General features: G+C 64.7%; 13 protein-coding genes and 1 other RNA gene. 2 read left to right on the top strand and 12 right to left on the bottom strand.

Features of this window, described 5'->3' with window-relative positions:
- Window positions 1–49: 49 nt before the first annotated feature.
- A non-coding RNA gene (locus KWO_RS09575) (sX9 sRNA) lies at window positions 50–123 on the bottom strand.
- Window positions 124–330: 207 nt separating this feature from the next.
- Between KWO_RS09575 and KWO_RS09570 the strand changes: the two genes are divergently transcribed.
- Complete coding sequence (locus KWO_RS09570; protein WP_010378512.1) at window positions 331–1,407, top strand: C13 family peptidase; 1,077 nt, start codon at window positions 331–333, stop codon at window positions 1,405–1,407.
- 452 nt (window positions 1,408–1,859) lie between these two features.
- On the opposite strand, the gene KWO_RS09560 is transcribed toward KWO_RS09570, so the two are convergent.
- The 11 genes from KWO_RS09560 to hisS form a co-directional block, all read right to left on the bottom strand.
- Complete coding sequence (locus tag KWO_RS09560) at window positions 1,860–3,446, bottom strand: calcineurin-like phosphoesterase C-terminal domain-containing protein (protein WP_017113118.1); 1,587 nt, start codon at window positions 3,444–3,446, stop codon at window positions 1,860–1,862.
- Window positions 3,447–3,612: 166 nt separating this feature from the next.
- Window positions 3,613–4,233 (bottom strand): bifunctional phosphoribosyl-AMP cyclohydrolase/phosphoribosyl-ATP diphosphatase HisIE, encoded by a 621-nt coding sequence (gene hisIE / locus KWO_RS09555; RefSeq protein ID WP_010378516.1) that lies wholly within the window; start codon window positions 4,231–4,233, stop codon window positions 3,613–3,615.
- A complete protein-coding gene (gene hisF / locus KWO_RS09550) occupies window positions 4,223–4,999 on the bottom strand; it encodes an imidazole glycerol phosphate synthase subunit HisF (protein ID WP_010378518.1) in 777 nt (258 codons plus the stop codon). The genes hisIE and hisF overlap by 11 nt, the downstream gene beginning before the upstream one ends.
- A complete protein-coding gene (gene hisA, locus KWO_RS09545) occupies window positions 4,993–5,727 on the bottom strand; it encodes a 1-(5-phosphoribosyl)-5-[(5-phosphoribosylamino)methylideneamino]imidazole-4-carboxamide isomerase (protein ID WP_010378521.1) in 735 nt (244 codons plus the stop codon). The genes hisF and hisA overlap by 7 nt, the downstream gene beginning before the upstream one ends.
- The gene (gene hisH, locus KWO_RS09540; protein WP_010378523.1) at window positions 5,724–6,326 is read right to left on the bottom strand and encodes an imidazole glycerol phosphate synthase subunit HisH; all 603 of its coding nucleotides are present in this window, start codon (window positions 6,324–6,326) and stop codon (window positions 5,724–5,726) included. Before hisH ends, hisA begins: the two co-directional genes overlap by 4 nt.
- Complete coding sequence (gene hisB, locus KWO_RS09535; protein WP_010378524.1) at window positions 6,323–7,450, bottom strand: bifunctional histidinol-phosphatase/imidazoleglycerol-phosphate dehydratase HisB; 1,128 nt, start codon at window positions 7,448–7,450, stop codon at window positions 6,323–6,325. Before hisB ends, hisH begins: the two co-directional genes overlap by 4 nt.
- Entirely contained in the window at window positions 7,447–8,538 is a 1,092-nt protein-coding gene (gene hisC, locus KWO_RS09530) for a histidinol-phosphate transaminase (RefSeq protein WP_010378526.1), read from the bottom strand. The genes hisB and hisC overlap by 4 nt, the downstream gene beginning before the upstream one ends.
- Window positions 8,535–9,830, bottom strand: coding sequence for a histidinol dehydrogenase (hisD, locus tag KWO_RS09525; protein ID WP_010378529.1), 1,296 nt, complete (start codon window positions 9,828–9,830; stop codon window positions 8,535–8,537). The genes hisC and hisD overlap by 4 nt, the downstream gene beginning before the upstream one ends.
- A complete protein-coding gene (gene hisG, locus KWO_RS09520) occupies window positions 9,827–10,741 on the bottom strand; it encodes an ATP phosphoribosyltransferase (RefSeq protein WP_017113117.1) in 915 nt (304 codons plus the stop codon). Before hisG ends, hisD begins: the two co-directional genes overlap by 4 nt.
- Window positions 10,742–10,750: 9 nt before the next feature.
- Window positions 10,751–11,077, bottom strand: coding sequence for a YerC/YecD family TrpR-related protein (locus KWO_RS09515; protein WP_017113116.1), 327 nt, complete (start codon window positions 11,075–11,077; stop codon window positions 10,751–10,753).
- A gap of 214 nt (window positions 11,078–11,291) precedes the next feature.
- Window positions 11,292–12,728, bottom strand: a complete 1,437-nt coding sequence (gene hisS / locus KWO_RS09510; RefSeq protein WP_017113115.1) for a histidine--tRNA ligase — start codon at window positions 12,726–12,728, stop codon at window positions 11,292–11,294.
- Window positions 12,729–12,930: 202 nt separating this feature from the next.
- Here hisS and KWO_RS09505 point away from each other — a divergent pair, with 202 nt between their 5' ends.
- Window positions 12,931–13,596, top strand: a complete 666-nt coding sequence (locus tag KWO_RS09505; RefSeq protein WP_026112437.1) for a Crp/Fnr family transcriptional regulator — start codon at window positions 12,931–12,933, stop codon at window positions 13,594–13,596.
- Window positions 13,597–13,598 lie beyond the last annotated feature (2 nt).

The raw sequence follows: 13,598 nt of genomic DNA, 5'->3' as shown, positions 1-13,598 counted from the left end.
AGCCAGGCGACCGCGCTCCCTGTTGGTGAACGCGGTCGATGTTTGTCTAGGTTACTAAAACGTGGCGTGCAGTCGTCAGGTGGACGTGGACGGCGTGGAGAAGCCGCAGCGTACGCGTGGTGTACGCCGCGGCGAGCGCCGACCTCGCCCGCATGACGGCTGCGTAACTGGTCGCTTAGTCGTTGTGTTAACTGATCTTGGCGCTACGTGAGCCGGTGGTACGTTGCGGCGACACACGCGTTATCTGCATCTCCCTGACGGGATGCTGGTCTGCGTTGCAATCACCGCGCGCAGCTGCTCACCCCGTCTCCCTAGCTCTCGGCGTTTTTCATGTCGCTGCATTTTCCCTTTGGACCGAGTGCCTTGTTGCGGCGATTCTCGCTGCTGATCGTTGTCGTTGCGCTGATTGCCGGCTGCCATTCGGATGCCGGAGCTGCATTGCCGGCGCAGGCCGCAGCGAGCCAGGACGCGGTGGATCCGGTCGATCAGGCCGCGCTTGCGCACGCATTGAAAGCACTTCAGCCGCAGCGCCCTGGCCTCACCGATCTATACGTGGTCGGCTTTGCTGGCGACGCCAGCGACGATGTGTTTCGCAACGAGACGCTGTACCTCAAGCAGCTGTTCGAGCAGCGTTTCGATGCGCGTGGGCGCGTGGTCACCTTGGTCAACAACCCGGACAACCTAGGCGAGCATCCGTACGCGCCGTTGGCGACCTACGACAATCTGTACGACACGCTGGCTGCGATCGGCAAGCGCATGGATCGCAAGGAAGATGCGCTGCTGCTGTTCGTCACCACCCACGGTACCGAAGACCACAACCTGTACGTGCGGGTGGACACCAAAGAAGAGGATTTCATCAGCCCGCAGGATCTGCGTGCGGCGCTGGACGATGCAGGCATCGACAAGCGCATCATCGTGTTGTCGGCCTGCTATTCGGGCGGCTTTATTCCCGCGCTGCGCTCGCCGCAGACGTTGATCCTCACCGCCGCGCGTGCCGACCGGCCCTCGTTTGGCTGCGGCAACACGTCCAACGCCACCTACTTCGGGCAGGCGTGGTTGATCGATGCGATGAACCAGAGCGACGACCCGCTGGCCGCATTCGACATCGCCAAAGCCGCCATCAACGCACGCGAGCAACAGGAAGGCGAGTTGCCGTCGTTGCCGCAGCAGTCGCTGGGCAAACGCATCGCGCCGGTACTGGCACGTTGGCGCGCGGGCGTGCATCTCGGGCCGGCGGTTGCGTACCCGTATCCGCCTGTGGACGTGGATGCTGACGCTGACCCGGACGTCGATCCAGTCACCCAACCGACCGATGCAGCGGTAGATGATGCGAAGCGCTCAAAGGCAACGGAAGCAGAGAGCTCGCCGTCCAGGCCGCCACGCGTGCCTGCCGCATCCACTCGATAACCACAGTGAATTTATGAGACTAATTCTCATTTCGTCAATATCGGCGCGGTATCGCTAGACTCGCCCGGCCAGCCAGCAACTCGCCAGCCAGCACCGATCTTCGCCAGCGCGCCAACGCCTGCCAGCCCGGATCCCAAAACGCCTCCCTTGTGGAGGCGTTTGTGTGTGTGGCGATCGGGAGGAAGCGGCGCAGCTGACGTAATGCTTTGACGCTGCGAGGCCGCAGCAACGCATCCGCCCGTGCTGGATATCACGAAGACACGGCCCACTGCCGCTGCAACAAGAGCGGCTACAACGTAACGAGCAATCGTTTGGCGTGCTCTAGATTCTCATTGGCGCGAGGTGCCCGAGGGATTGGATGATGTCAGCATTGCGTGCCCCCTTATCCGCCCCTTCACGGCAGCTTCTTCCGGTGGAAGAAGGGCATTAGGCGACCATCGCTGTTATGTGCCTTACGGCTCAGCAGCTTGCAGGCGATATACCTTGCTAGCGTTGTACTGCCCGGTCGGCAGGGTCGCACGCACCTCGACGGTGTGCTCGCCCACTGCCAGCGTGGTCGGCAATGCGCCGCGCCAGAGATGCGTCGACGGCGTGGCCTCCGGCGAGCGATCGTAACCGCGCAGCGCATCGGCCGCATCGTCGCGCACGTTCTCTGCCAGCACGCGCGGATCGGCGCGCTCTACGCGCTTCATCGGCTGCCAGGCGCCGTTGTCGATGCGCATCTCAACGACGGTGTCGGCCTGGCCCATGAACACATTGGCGTAGATGCCCCACGCCGCATACGCACCTTTGCGCAGCACCTTGGGCGCATGCAGCAGCAACTGCGCATCATCGGCCGCGCGCGCGGCGTGATAGGCCAGCGTGTAGTCGCCGCTGGGGGCAACCTGCAGCACCGCATAGCCATTGGGAGTGCCGTCGCTCATGGTCGCATCCGGAATGCCGTCGGCGTCCTTGGCACCCGACCAGAACGCACCGCAAGCCGCGCCCACGTTGTATTCGTGCAGCGGGCGTGCGCCCTGCCAGCCTTCGTCCGCACCATGCTCCACCTGGCGCTGGGTATGGCTATGGCCACTGAGCACCAACACATGCGGAAACTCTTTCAGCAATGCGAACAGGCGGCGGCGATCGACGTGCCGAAAGGTTTCCTGCCCCGGCACTGCATCGAACAGGTGGATATGCATGCCCAGCACCAATAGCCGGTCGCGTGGCAGCTGCGCCAGATAATTCTGCAGGAACGCGAATTGATCGTCGCGCAGGCCACCGATATAGGCCTGTTTACCGCCGGGCGTGTAGATCACATCGTCCAGAAACACGAAGCTGGCGTTGGCTTCTTCCACCGCGTAGGTATCGGGGCCGTAAACCGCGTGCCAGCTGTCGAGCGACTGCGCATCGTCGTGCGCGTCCAGGTTGAGATCGTGATTGCCCGGCACATGGAACCACGGCACACCCAGCTGCGTGGTGACCTTGTTCAAGGCCGGATACAGGCTCAGATCGTCGCTGACAATATCGCCCAGCGTCGTGCCCAGCCGCGCCGTGGTCTTGCCGATGATCGGTGCCACAATATCGCGCTGGTAGTAGCCAACCTCGGCAAGGCTGGCGGTCTGGCTGTCGGCAAACACCAGCATCTGAAAACCATCGGCCGCGGCGCTGGCGCGCGGCGTCAACGCGAAATCCCAGTTACCCGTGCTGCGGCCAGTTGCTGCAATAGCGGGGTATTTGTGTTTTGCAGAACCGCTGGGTTCGTAGTGGCGCCAAAACGCCGGCAAGCCGTCGGCGGCTGGCACAAAGCGGCGGTCGCCCGGTTTGATCACGAATACCGTCTGCCCATCGCGCACCGGCAGGCGGTAGCGGCCCTGCGCATCGGTGCGCACGATTTGCTCGCCATTTGAGACAGCCACATCGGCAATGCCCGGCTCATCGGCGCTGCGGCCGGCGCGCCCGTCGCGCTCTTCATAGACGACGCCATCGACCGTGGTGTCGCGCGCGTATGCGCTTCCCGCGAGCAGGCCCAGTGCCAACAAAACGAAGCGAGGTTGCATGCATTTTCCCGCGCGAAGACCAGCGGAAATTGTACATGCCATCGCGCACAGCGCACGTACGAAGGTCGGAAGACATGGCGACACACATCCGTATGATCGCACCCGGGCGCGACGGGCGTTATTGGGAACGCCCCGTCGCGCCCAGGTGCGCTCCTATACGACCCAGTTACTTGTGCCGCGATTCCAGCAACGCGACCGCATCGCCAAGACCCAGCCCACGTGCGTGCAGCAGCACGATCAGGTGATACAGCAGATCGGCCGATTCGCCGAGCAAATCGCCATCGCCCTGCACTACACCAGCCAGCGCTGTTTCCACGCCCTCCTCGCCCACCTTCTGCGCGATGCGGCGAATGCCTTGCTCGAACAGCTTGGTGGTGTAGCTACCGTGCGGGCGTTCGCGCTCGCGCTCGGCCACCAACGCATCCAGGCTACCCAGGAACTGCCCGGGCGCACTGGCAAAACAGCTGGTGCGGCCCAGATGACAGGTCGGCCCATGCGGGCGCGCCTGCACCAGCAGTGTGTCGGCATCGCAATCAATCTCGATCGACACCACGCGCAACACGTTTCCCGAGCTCTCGCCCTTGGTCCACAAGCGCTGCTTGCTGCGGCTGAAAAAGGTGACCTCGCCGCGCTGTTGGGTCACTGCCAACGCTTCGGCATTCATGTAGCCCAGCATCAGCACGCGCAGGTTGTCGGCGTCCTGCACGATCACCGGCAACAGGCCGTCGCCCTTGCTCCACTCCAGCGCAGCGAGCGCGTCGCCCGTTGCCACTTCGTTACTGCCCATCGCGTACCTCGATCTGCTGCGCGCGCAAGAATTGCTTGAGTTCCGGAATCGGAATCGCACCGCTATGAAATACACTGGCCGCCAGTGCGCCATCCACATCGGCCTGGTCGAACACATCGGCAAAGTGCTGCATCTCGCCAGCACCGCCGGAAGCGATCAACGGCACGCGGCATAACGCGCGCACCTGCCGCAGCTGAGCGATGTCGTATCCGCGGCGCACGCCGTCGTTGTCCATGCAATTGAGCACGATTTCGCCTGCGCCCAGCCGCTGCGCTTCGGCCACCCAATCCAGCGTGCGCATCGGCAGCGCCTGGGTCTTGCTCGGATCGCCGGTGTAGCGGCGCACGCGCCACTCGCCATCGTCCTCGCGAATCGAATCGATGCCGACCACCACGCATTGCACGCCGAAGGCATCGGCCAGTTCGGAGATCAATTGCGCGCGGCCCAACGCGGGCGAGTTGATCGATATCTTGTCGGCACCGGCGTGTAGCACCGCACGCGCCGTTTCCACATCGCCAATACCTCCGGCGACACAGAACGGGATATCGATCAAGCGCGCCACCCGCTCGACCCAGGTGTAGTCGACCGAACGCCCCTCAGGGCTGGCGCCAATGTCGTAGAACACCAGTTCGTCGGCGCCCTGCGCGCGGTAGCGCAATGCCAGTTCGACGATATCGCCCATGTCGATGTGGGCGCGGAACTTGACTCCCTTGACCACGCGGCCGTCGCGCACGTCCAGGCACGGAATGATGCGACGGCTCAGCATGCCAGTGCCTGGTTAAGATTCAGATGCACTTCGAGCAATGCCTTACCGAGCACGATGCCGGCGCAACCTGCGGCCTTGGCAGCGGCGACATCGGCCAGATTGCGCGCGCCACCGGAGACCTGCACCTGCAGCTGCGGCGTCAGCGAACGCAAGTGCGCGTACAGCGCCATGTTGGGGCCGGACAACATGCCATCGCGGGCAATGTCGGTGCAGAGAAGATGTTGCAGACCGGCCCGCGCGTAACGCACCGCCAACTGGTCCAACGTGGCGTCTGCGGTTTCGGTCCAGCCATGCACCGGCAATTGCCAGATGCCAGATGCATCCTGGCGCGTGTCTAGTGCAATCGTCAGGCGATCCGCACCAAATTCCCGCAGCCAACCAATCACCATCTCGCTGTCGCGTACCGCCAGCGAGCCGATCACCACGCGTGCGGCGCCCGCACCCAGAATGCGCGCTACATCGTCGCGCGACCGCACACCACCGCCGGTCTGCACCTGCAAGCCGGTGGTGCGCGCAATCTCGCCAAGTGTGGTGGCCAGTGTGTAGCCGCCCGCTTTCGCCGCATCCAGATCGACCAGATGCATCCACTGTGCGCCGGCATCCGCAAACGCCTGCGCGCGCGGCAGCACGTCGTCGCCGTACTGCGTTTCGCGTGCGTAATCGCCTTGCAGCAGGCGCACCACGCGGCCGTTACGGATATCCAGCGCCGGGTAAACCGTGAAACTCATGGGAAGCTCATCTCAAGAAAATTGCGCAGGATGCGTGCACCGGTGTCGGCCGAGCGCTCAGGGTGGAATTGAGCGCCGCAGCGCAGGCCGTTCTGCACAACGGCAGTGAACAACCCGCCGTGATCGCAAGCGGCTACCGTGTCGGGCGTGACCGGCGCAGCGTAGCCATGCACGAAGTAGGCACTGGCGCGCTCCGGCAGGCCAGCCAGCAATGCGGATTCGCGCATCGTCACCAGCTGATTCCAGCCCATATGCGGCACCCGAATGCCAAGCGCGGGCGTCATGTGGCGCACGATGCCCGACAACAGACCCAGACACTCGACATCGCCTTCTTCGGAATGTTCGAACAATAACTGCATCCCTAAGCAGATGCCGATCAACGGCACCTGCAGCTCGCGCAACGGCTCGACCAAGCCCTGCGCGCGTAAACGCGACATCGCCTCTGGCGCAGCACCAACACCGGGTAGTATCACCCGCTGCGCGCCCTGCAAGCCGGCCGCATCGCGCACCACGCGTGCCTCAACGCTCAACCGTTCCAATGCATAGCGCACCGAGCCCAGATTGGCGCCGCCAGCATCGATCAGCGCAACATCGGTCATAGCGCGCCCTTGGTCGTGGGCAACGCGGTGCCCTCGCGGCGAATCGCTTGACGCAATGCACGCGCCAACGCCTTGAAGCAGGCCTCCACCTTGTGGTGATCGTTCTCGCCGCGCACGCTCAGATGCAGATTCAGACCCGACGCATCGCAGATCGAGCGGAAGAAATGCGGCACCAGTTCGGTGGGCATGTCGCCGACGCGCTCGCGCTTGAAGTCGCCATCGAAGACGAAATACGGCCGGCCGCTGAAGTCCAGCGCAGCACTGGCGATGGTTTCGTCCATCGGCAACGTGAAGCCATGTTGCGCCGTGTCGCCGGCAACCTGCCACGGGCTGCTTTCCGGATCGAACCCGTAGCGGCCGATACCGCGCTTGTCGCCCAGCGCTTCGCGCAACGCCTGACCTAAGGCCAAGCCGGTATCTTCGATGGTGTGGTGCTCATCGATATGCAGATCGCCTTCGGCACGGATGTCCAGCGCAAAACCGCCATGCTTGCCGATCTGTTCCAGCATGTGGTCGAAGAACGGCAGGCCGGTGGCGGTTTTGGGCTCGGCGATACGATCCAGATCCAGTTCGACGCGGATCTTGGTTTCCTTGGTGTTGCGCTGGACTAGCGCGCGGCGTGGCGCATCGGCCAGCTCGTGGGCGATGCCGGGCCAGTCCCACTCGCCGCCGAACTCGTCTGTGCGCAGTTGAAAACCGCGGATATTGAGGTTCTGCGCGAACTGGATGTCGGTCATGCGGTCGCCGACCATCGCTGAGCGCGCCCAGTCGATAGTGCGGTCCTGCAAATAGGGCACCATCAAGCCGACGCCGGGCTTGCGCGTGGGTGCGTTGTCGGATGGCCAGCTGCAATCGATCAGCACTTCGCGGAATTCGATGCCCTGGCTGGCGAAGATCTGCAGCATCAGGTTATTCGGGCCATCGAAGGAGGCGCGTGGGAAGCTCTCGCTGCCCAGCCCATCCTGGTTGCTGACGATGACGAACTGGTAGCCGGCATCACGCAGCTTGAGCATCGCCGGAATCACGTGATCGACGAAGCGTAGTTTCTCGTACGCATCGATCTGGTAGTCGGCCGGCTCGGTGATCAGCGTGCCATCACGGTCGACGAAGAGAATCGGGGTCATGCGGCGGCCTCCTGTGTGCGTTGCAGCGCGCTCAGTACGCGCTCGTTCTGTTCATGTGTGCCCAAGGTGATGCGCAAGGCGTCGGGCAAGCGCGGCACTGCGCGTTGATCGCGCACCACCACACCGGCCTCCAGCAATGCCTGGAAGGCTGCTTCGGCATCGTCGAAACGCACCAGCAGGAAGTTGCCTTGCGAGCGATAGACCTGTCGCACACCGGTCAGCTGCACAAGCGCCTTGTGCACGCGCTCGCGTTCACTGCGTACCTCGGCGATACGCCGGCGGGTCACCTCCAGCGCTGGCGCAGACAACGCCTGCTCGGCCATCGCCGCGCAGGGCGTCGGCACCGGATACGGCGCTTGGCAGCGGCGCAGCAAGGCAATCAGCTCAGCATTGGCAATCAGCGTGCCGATACGCGCAGCCGCCAAGGCATGCGCCTTGGAAAGCGTGCGCAGCACAGCGAGATTGTCGTAACGCGCCAGCAGACCGACTGCCGACGGCACATCAGAAAATTCACCGTAAGCCTCGTCCACCACCACCAGCGCCTTGCCCTGCAATGCCTGCAGCGCGTGTTCGATCTGGTCCAGTGCGATCGTCGAACCGGCTGGATTAGACGGCGAGCACAGGAACACCAGCTTGGCGTTCGACGCCGAGGCCGCTGACACAATTGCCGGGATGTCCGCGTGGAAACCATCAGGCCCATCGACCAGCGGCACCTCCACCAGTGGCGCATTCTGCAGCCGCGCGCACACAGCGTACATGCCGAATACCGGCGGCGTGACCAGCACCGCGTCGCGCTCTGGCACGCACAGGCCACGCACCAGCAGATCGATCGCCTCGTCACTGCCGCGGCCAATCAGCAGCTGCTCCGGCGCGCAGCCGTACAGCGCCGCCAGCGCACTGCGCAGGCCCTTGGGTTGCGGGTCGGGATAGCGCCGTGTGCTGGCGCTTGGGTCGGCCGGATTGCCCCACGCCGACTCGTTGGCGTTGAGCCACACATCGCCCTTTAATGCGCTGGTGCGCGCCGACGCATACCCCGCGAATGCGCGCAGATCTTCGCGTACCAGATCCAGAATCGATGACGTGCTCATGCTGCCACTCCCATGCGCAGCGCCACTGCATTGGCGTGTGCGTCTAGCCCTTCTGCCCGCGCAAGAATCAACGCGCATTCGCCGATGCCATCGATGCCGGCCTTGCTGGCCGCCTGCACGCTCACCATGTTCTGGAAACTGGCCACGCTAACACCGCTGTACGCGCGCGCCGCACCGCTGGTCGGCAACACGTGGTTGGTGCCGCTGCAGTAATCGCCGAGTGCTTCCGGCGTGTAATCGCCGAGAAATACCGAGCCTGCCGCTTCCACCTGGGCTAGCCACGCGCGCGGTTCGCGCAGCGCAAGAATCAGGTGCTCGGGTGCATAGCGGTTGCTGATCGCAAACGCTTTATCCAGCGTCTGCACCTTGATCAAGCGCGATTGCGCCAGCGCCTGGCGCGCGATGTCGGCACGCGACAGTTGCGCCAGCTGTACCTCCAATTGCACCTGCACGGCATCGATCAACGCATCGCTGTCGGAAAGCAACAACACCTGCGAATCCGGGCCGTGTTCGGCCTGCGACAGCAGGTCGGCAGCGACGAAAGACGGTTGTGCGCCAGCATCGGCAATCACCAAGACCTCCGACGGGCCGGCCGGCATGTCGATCGCCGCAGCCCCGGATTGCGCCACCTGCTGCTTGGCTTCGGTGACATAACTATTGCCCGGGCCAAACAGCTTGTCGCAGCTCGGCACCGATTCAGTGCCATATGCCATCGCCGCAATCGCCTGCGCGCCGCCGAGCTTGAACACACGGCGCACGCCGGTGAGCTGCGCGGCCACCAGCACTGCCGGATCCACGCTGCCGTCTTTGCGCGGCGGCGTGCACAACACCACCTCGCGACAACCGGCCAGGCGCGCCGGCACGCCGAGCATCAATGCAGTGGACGGCAGCGGCGCGCTGCCGGCCGGCACGTATAAACCGACACGACCGATCGGCCGCACGATCTTTTCGCACACCACGCCCGGTGCGGTTTCCACCGCATAACCTTCACTCATGCCGGCGCGGTGGAAGGTGTCGATGCGTGCCACCGCATCCTGCATGGCCTGGCGCAATTCCGGCGCCACAGCGGCTTCGGCGGCGGCGAAGTCGGCTTCGCTCACGGCGAAGCTCTCCAGCGACACGCCATCGAAGCGCGCAGTGATCTCGCGCAACGCCGCATCGCCGCGCGTGCGTACGTCGGCAATCAACGCGGCGACCGCATCGCGCGTTTGTGCGGCCACGGTCTGCACCGGGCGGGTCAACGCGTCGGTCCGAGCGGCGCTGTCGAGTTGGGACCAATCAAGAATTTTCATGCCAGCGAGCGCTCCACCGTCAACACCATCAGGCCTTGCGCACCTGCGCGTTCGAGTTCTTCCAAGCGTTGCCAGGTCACCGCGCCGTGGCACATCGTCTGCAAACGCAACGCGCCATTGCCATCGTCGGGCAGCTGCACCAGCGGGTCGGCATCCGGCAGCAGGCGCCGCAACGCATCCACATCGTCCTGTTCGGCGCGGAACATCAGCAGCTTGCTGTCGCGCAGCTTGAGCACGCCGTCCATGCGCCGCAGCAGCATTGCCAGCAGGCCGGCGCGCGCATCGGCCGGCGCGCGCACTGCGCCGGCCAGCACCGCTTCGCTTTCCATCACCAGTTCAACCGGCTTGAGCTGGTTGGCGGCCAAGGTGGCGCCGCTGGAAACCAGATCGCAGATCAGATCGGCGGTGCCCAGGCGCGGTGCGATCTCCACCGAACCGGACAACTCCACCACCGCCGCATCGATGCCCTGGCGCTCCAGCCAATCGGCCAGGATCGCCGGGTAGCTGGTGGCGATGCGCTTGCCGGCCAGTTGCGCCACGCCCTGCCAGTCCCATTCTTCCGGCACTGCCAGCATCAGGCGGCATTGACCGAAACCAACTCCACGCAGCGCGTGATAGGCGGCTGGCAAGCCATTGCGGCGGCGCTCTGCGGCCTGCTCTTCCAGTTCGTTCTGGCCGACGATACCCAGGTCGCAAACGCCATCGGCGATCAGGCCAGGGATGTCGTCGTCGCGCACCAGCAGCAGGTCCACCGGCAACGATTCGCCGTAGCAGAACAGCTTGTCGCGGCTCTGCCGCCAGCTCAGCCCGCAGGCGGCCAGCAGGCTGCGCGCCGGCTCGGCCAGACGGCCGCTCTTCTGGATGGCGATACGCAACCGGTCACGTGCCGGCGCTGCCGTGGAAGCACTCATCTTGTTCTCTCAGTGGGATTCGTCAGGGCGCGAAGACTGCTCGCGCAGGGCCGTGGCGTAGCCGCCGGCACCGTGGTCCAGGGTGCGCGCAACGCGCCCGATGGTGGTCACGCTGACCTGGGTCAGCTCGTGAATTTCGCGATACGGCACGCCCTTGACCAGCAGCGGCACCACCCGCCAGCGGTCGGCCATGGCTTCCAGCTCGGCGGGCGTACACAGGTCGCGCAGAAACGCCTCGACCGCGCCGGGCGCGTTGAGGCGAGCCAGCGCATCGGCCAGCATCGTGAGCGAGGCGGTAACGTCGGTACTTTCGCGGGGGGCAGGTCGTTGTTTCATTGCATTAATGTAATAGCGTGTTAGTACATTAGCGCAACGGCGGCGAGGAGACAAGTTGACCGAACCGAAGCATTCATACGGTGACTGTTTGCGCGCGTGCCATTACGAAAACGCCCACTGACATCCAGATGTCAGTGGGCGCGCTGTGCGCGGCGGCGCGTGGCTAGCGGCGGCAGATGATCGCCAGACCTGCAGGCGCCTTCGGCCTGCGGCGTCAAACGCCCTTGGGTGCCCCGGCCACCAGCATCGCCTTGGCCTGTTCCAACTCCACCTGCAAGGTACTCGCCAGCTCGTCGCGAGCGACGTCGAACTGCTGCTCGCGTACCAAGTCCTTCACCGCCACCACGCCGCGCGCCAGTTCGTCGTCGCCGGCCAGCACCACGAAGCGGATGCCCGCGCGGGCAGCGTACTGGAACTGCTTACCGACCTTCTTCGGCTCCATCTGCACTTCGGTGTTGATGCCGCCGATGCGCAGCCGGCGCGCGATATCCAGCGCATCGTCCAGGCGGGTCTCGTCCATCAGCGCCACCATCGCCTGCACGCTGCTTTCGGCAATGCCCTGGATCAGGCCGGCCTCGCGCAGCTGCCAGAACAGCCGGGTCAGGCCGATCGAGATGCCCACGCCGGGCAATTTGGACTTGGTGTAGTGGCTGGCCAGGCTCTCGTAACGGCCGCCCGAGCAGATCGAGCCGATCTGCGGGTGGTCGGTCAGCGTGGTCTCATAGACGGTGCCGGTGTAGTAATCCAGCCCGCGCGCGATGGAGAAATTCAGGCAGTACGCGCTCTCCGGCACGCCCAGCGCCTTGACCAGCTCCAGTACTTCGCGCAACTCGGCGATGCCCTCGCCCAGCGTCGCGCTGGCGCCGACAGACGCTTCCAACGCCTGCAACTGCGCCAGCGCATCGGCATGCCCCTCAGAGCGCACCGCCACGAAGGCGAGAATCTTGGCCACCTGCTCGGCAGCAATGCCGAAGCCCTCGCCCACCAGCGTGTCGCGCACATAATCGGCGCCGCGCTTGTCGATCTTGTCGACTTCGCGCAACACGGCCAGCTGCAATTCGCCTTCGGCCACGCCCAGGCTTTCGAAAAAGCCGCGCAGCAACTTGCGGTTGTTCAACTGCACCCTGAAGTCGCCGATGCCCAACTCCGCGAACACGGCATGGATCACCGCCAGCACTTCGGCGTCGTAACGGATGCTCAGTGCATCCTTGCCGATGACGTCGATGTCGCACTGGTAGAACTCGCGGAAGCGCCCACGCTGCGCGCGCTCGCCACGATACACGCGCTGCATCTGGTAGCGACGGAACGGGAAGCTCAAATCGTGCTCGTGCTCGGCGACGTAGCGCGCCAGCGGAACCGTCAGGTCGAAGCGCAGTGCGAGCTCGGGCAGGCCACCGTTCTCGGCGCCCTCATCGGCGGCCGCAGCAGCATTGGCCAGCGCACCGGTGGACTGCACGAAATACACCTGGCGCTCTGTCTCGCCGCCGGATTTGGTCAGCAGCACATCCGATAGCTCGAACACCGGAGTTTCAATCGGCAGGAACCCGAACCGCTCGTAGTTGCGGCGGATGACGTCCAGCATGCGCTGGAACGCGATCTGCTCACGCGGCAGCAATTCCATGATGCCGGGCGGCGTACGGGGCTTGATCACGAGCGAAACTCCTGCAGGGCAATGTGGCGAACGCACAATTCTACCGGCTGCCGGCCGCACTGACCGCATGGCGTATCATTCAATGCGTCCCACCAGTGCGTGGCCCATGTACCGGCAGCTTTCCGACCCCAGCGTGACCTGCCCCGCGCCCGGCGCGGCATCCGCCAGGGGCACGCCAAGCTCCGATTGCGCGCTGTGCGCGGTGCGCGGCCGGGCTATTTGCGCTGCGCTGTCGACGCAGGAAATGGACGCGCTGGATCAGGTCACCCACACGGCGGCCTACACGCCTGGTAGCAGCCTGGTGCGTGCGGGCGAGACCCGGCACAACGTCTATACCGTGACCTCCGGCGCGTTGCGCATGGTGCGCACGCTGGCCGACGGACGCCGCCAGATCACCGGCTTCGTGCTGCCCGGCGGCTACGTCGGCCTCACTGAAACCGCGCAGCACCGCCACGATATCGAAGCCATCGTCGACAGCCGCGTGTGCCGCACGCCGATGGCGCAAATGCGCCAGCTGCGCGAGCGCTACCCGCAACTGGAACGCAAGCTGCTGCAACGGGCCAGCATGGAATTGGCCGCCGCCCAGGACACCGGCCTGCTGCTGGCACGCCTGCAACCCAGCGAACGGCTGGCGCATTTCCTGCTGCGGCTTGCCACCCGCTCCACCCAGCCTGGCGCCAGCGGCGACACCGTGGCGCTGCCGATGAGCCGCAGCGATATCGCCGACCATCTGGGGCTGACCGTGGAAACAGTGAGCCGCACTTTCACCAAACTGCGGCAACAGCAGCTGATTGCGCTGCCGCAACTGCACCTGGTGCAGATCCTGGATTACGCCGCTTTACGCAGACTGGCCGGCGATACGGTGTGAGG

The organism is Xanthomonas vasicola pv. musacearum NCPPB 4379 (assembly GCF_000277895.2).
In the GTDB taxonomy this organism is placed as follows: domain Bacteria; phylum Pseudomonadota; class Gammaproteobacteria; order Xanthomonadales; family Xanthomonadaceae; genus Xanthomonas; species Xanthomonas vasicola.
The sequence above is the reverse complement of the archived record's forward strand: the minus strand, read 5'-3'. Positions and strand labels throughout refer to the sequence as shown.

Excerpts from the sequence above, each read along its gene's own strand:
- KWO_RS09570 (WP_010378512.1), top strand. The coding sequence starts at position 331 with ATGTCGCTGCATTTTCCCTTTGGACCGAGTGCCTTGTTGCGGCGATTC.
- KWO_RS09560 (WP_017113118.1), bottom strand. The coding sequence starts at position 3,446 with ATGCAACCTCGCTTCGTTTTGTTGGCACTGGGCCTGCTCGCGGGAAGC.
- hisIE (WP_010378516.1), bottom strand. The coding sequence starts at position 4,233 with ATGGGCAGTAACGAAGTGGCAACGGGCGACGCGCTCGCTGCGCTGGAG.
- hisF (WP_010378518.1), bottom strand. The coding sequence starts at position 4,999 with ATGCTGAGCCGTCGCATCATTCCGTGCCTGGACGTGCGCGACGGCCGC.
- hisA (WP_010378521.1), bottom strand. The coding sequence starts at position 5,727 with ATGAGTTTCACGGTTTACCCGGCGCTGGATATCCGTAACGGCCGCGTG.
- hisH (WP_010378523.1), bottom strand. The coding sequence starts at position 6,326 with ATGACCGATGTTGCGCTGATCGATGCTGGCGGCGCCAATCTGGGCTCG.
- hisB (WP_010378524.1), bottom strand. The coding sequence starts at position 7,450 with ATGACCCCGATTCTCTTCGTCGACCGTGATGGCACGCTGATCACCGAG.
- hisC (WP_010378526.1), bottom strand. The coding sequence starts at position 8,538 with ATGAGCACGTCATCGATTCTGGATCTGGTACGCGAAGATCTGCGCGCA.
- hisD (WP_010378529.1), bottom strand. The coding sequence starts at position 9,830 with ATGAAAATTCTTGATTGGTCCCAACTCGACAGCGCCGCTCGGACCGAC.
- hisG (WP_017113117.1), bottom strand. The coding sequence starts at position 10,741 with ATGAGTGCTTCCACGGCAGCGCCGGCACGTGACCGGTTGCGTATCGCC.
- KWO_RS09515 (WP_017113116.1), bottom strand. The coding sequence starts at position 11,077 with ATGAAACAACGACCTGCCCCCCGCGAAAGTACCGACGTTACCGCCTCG.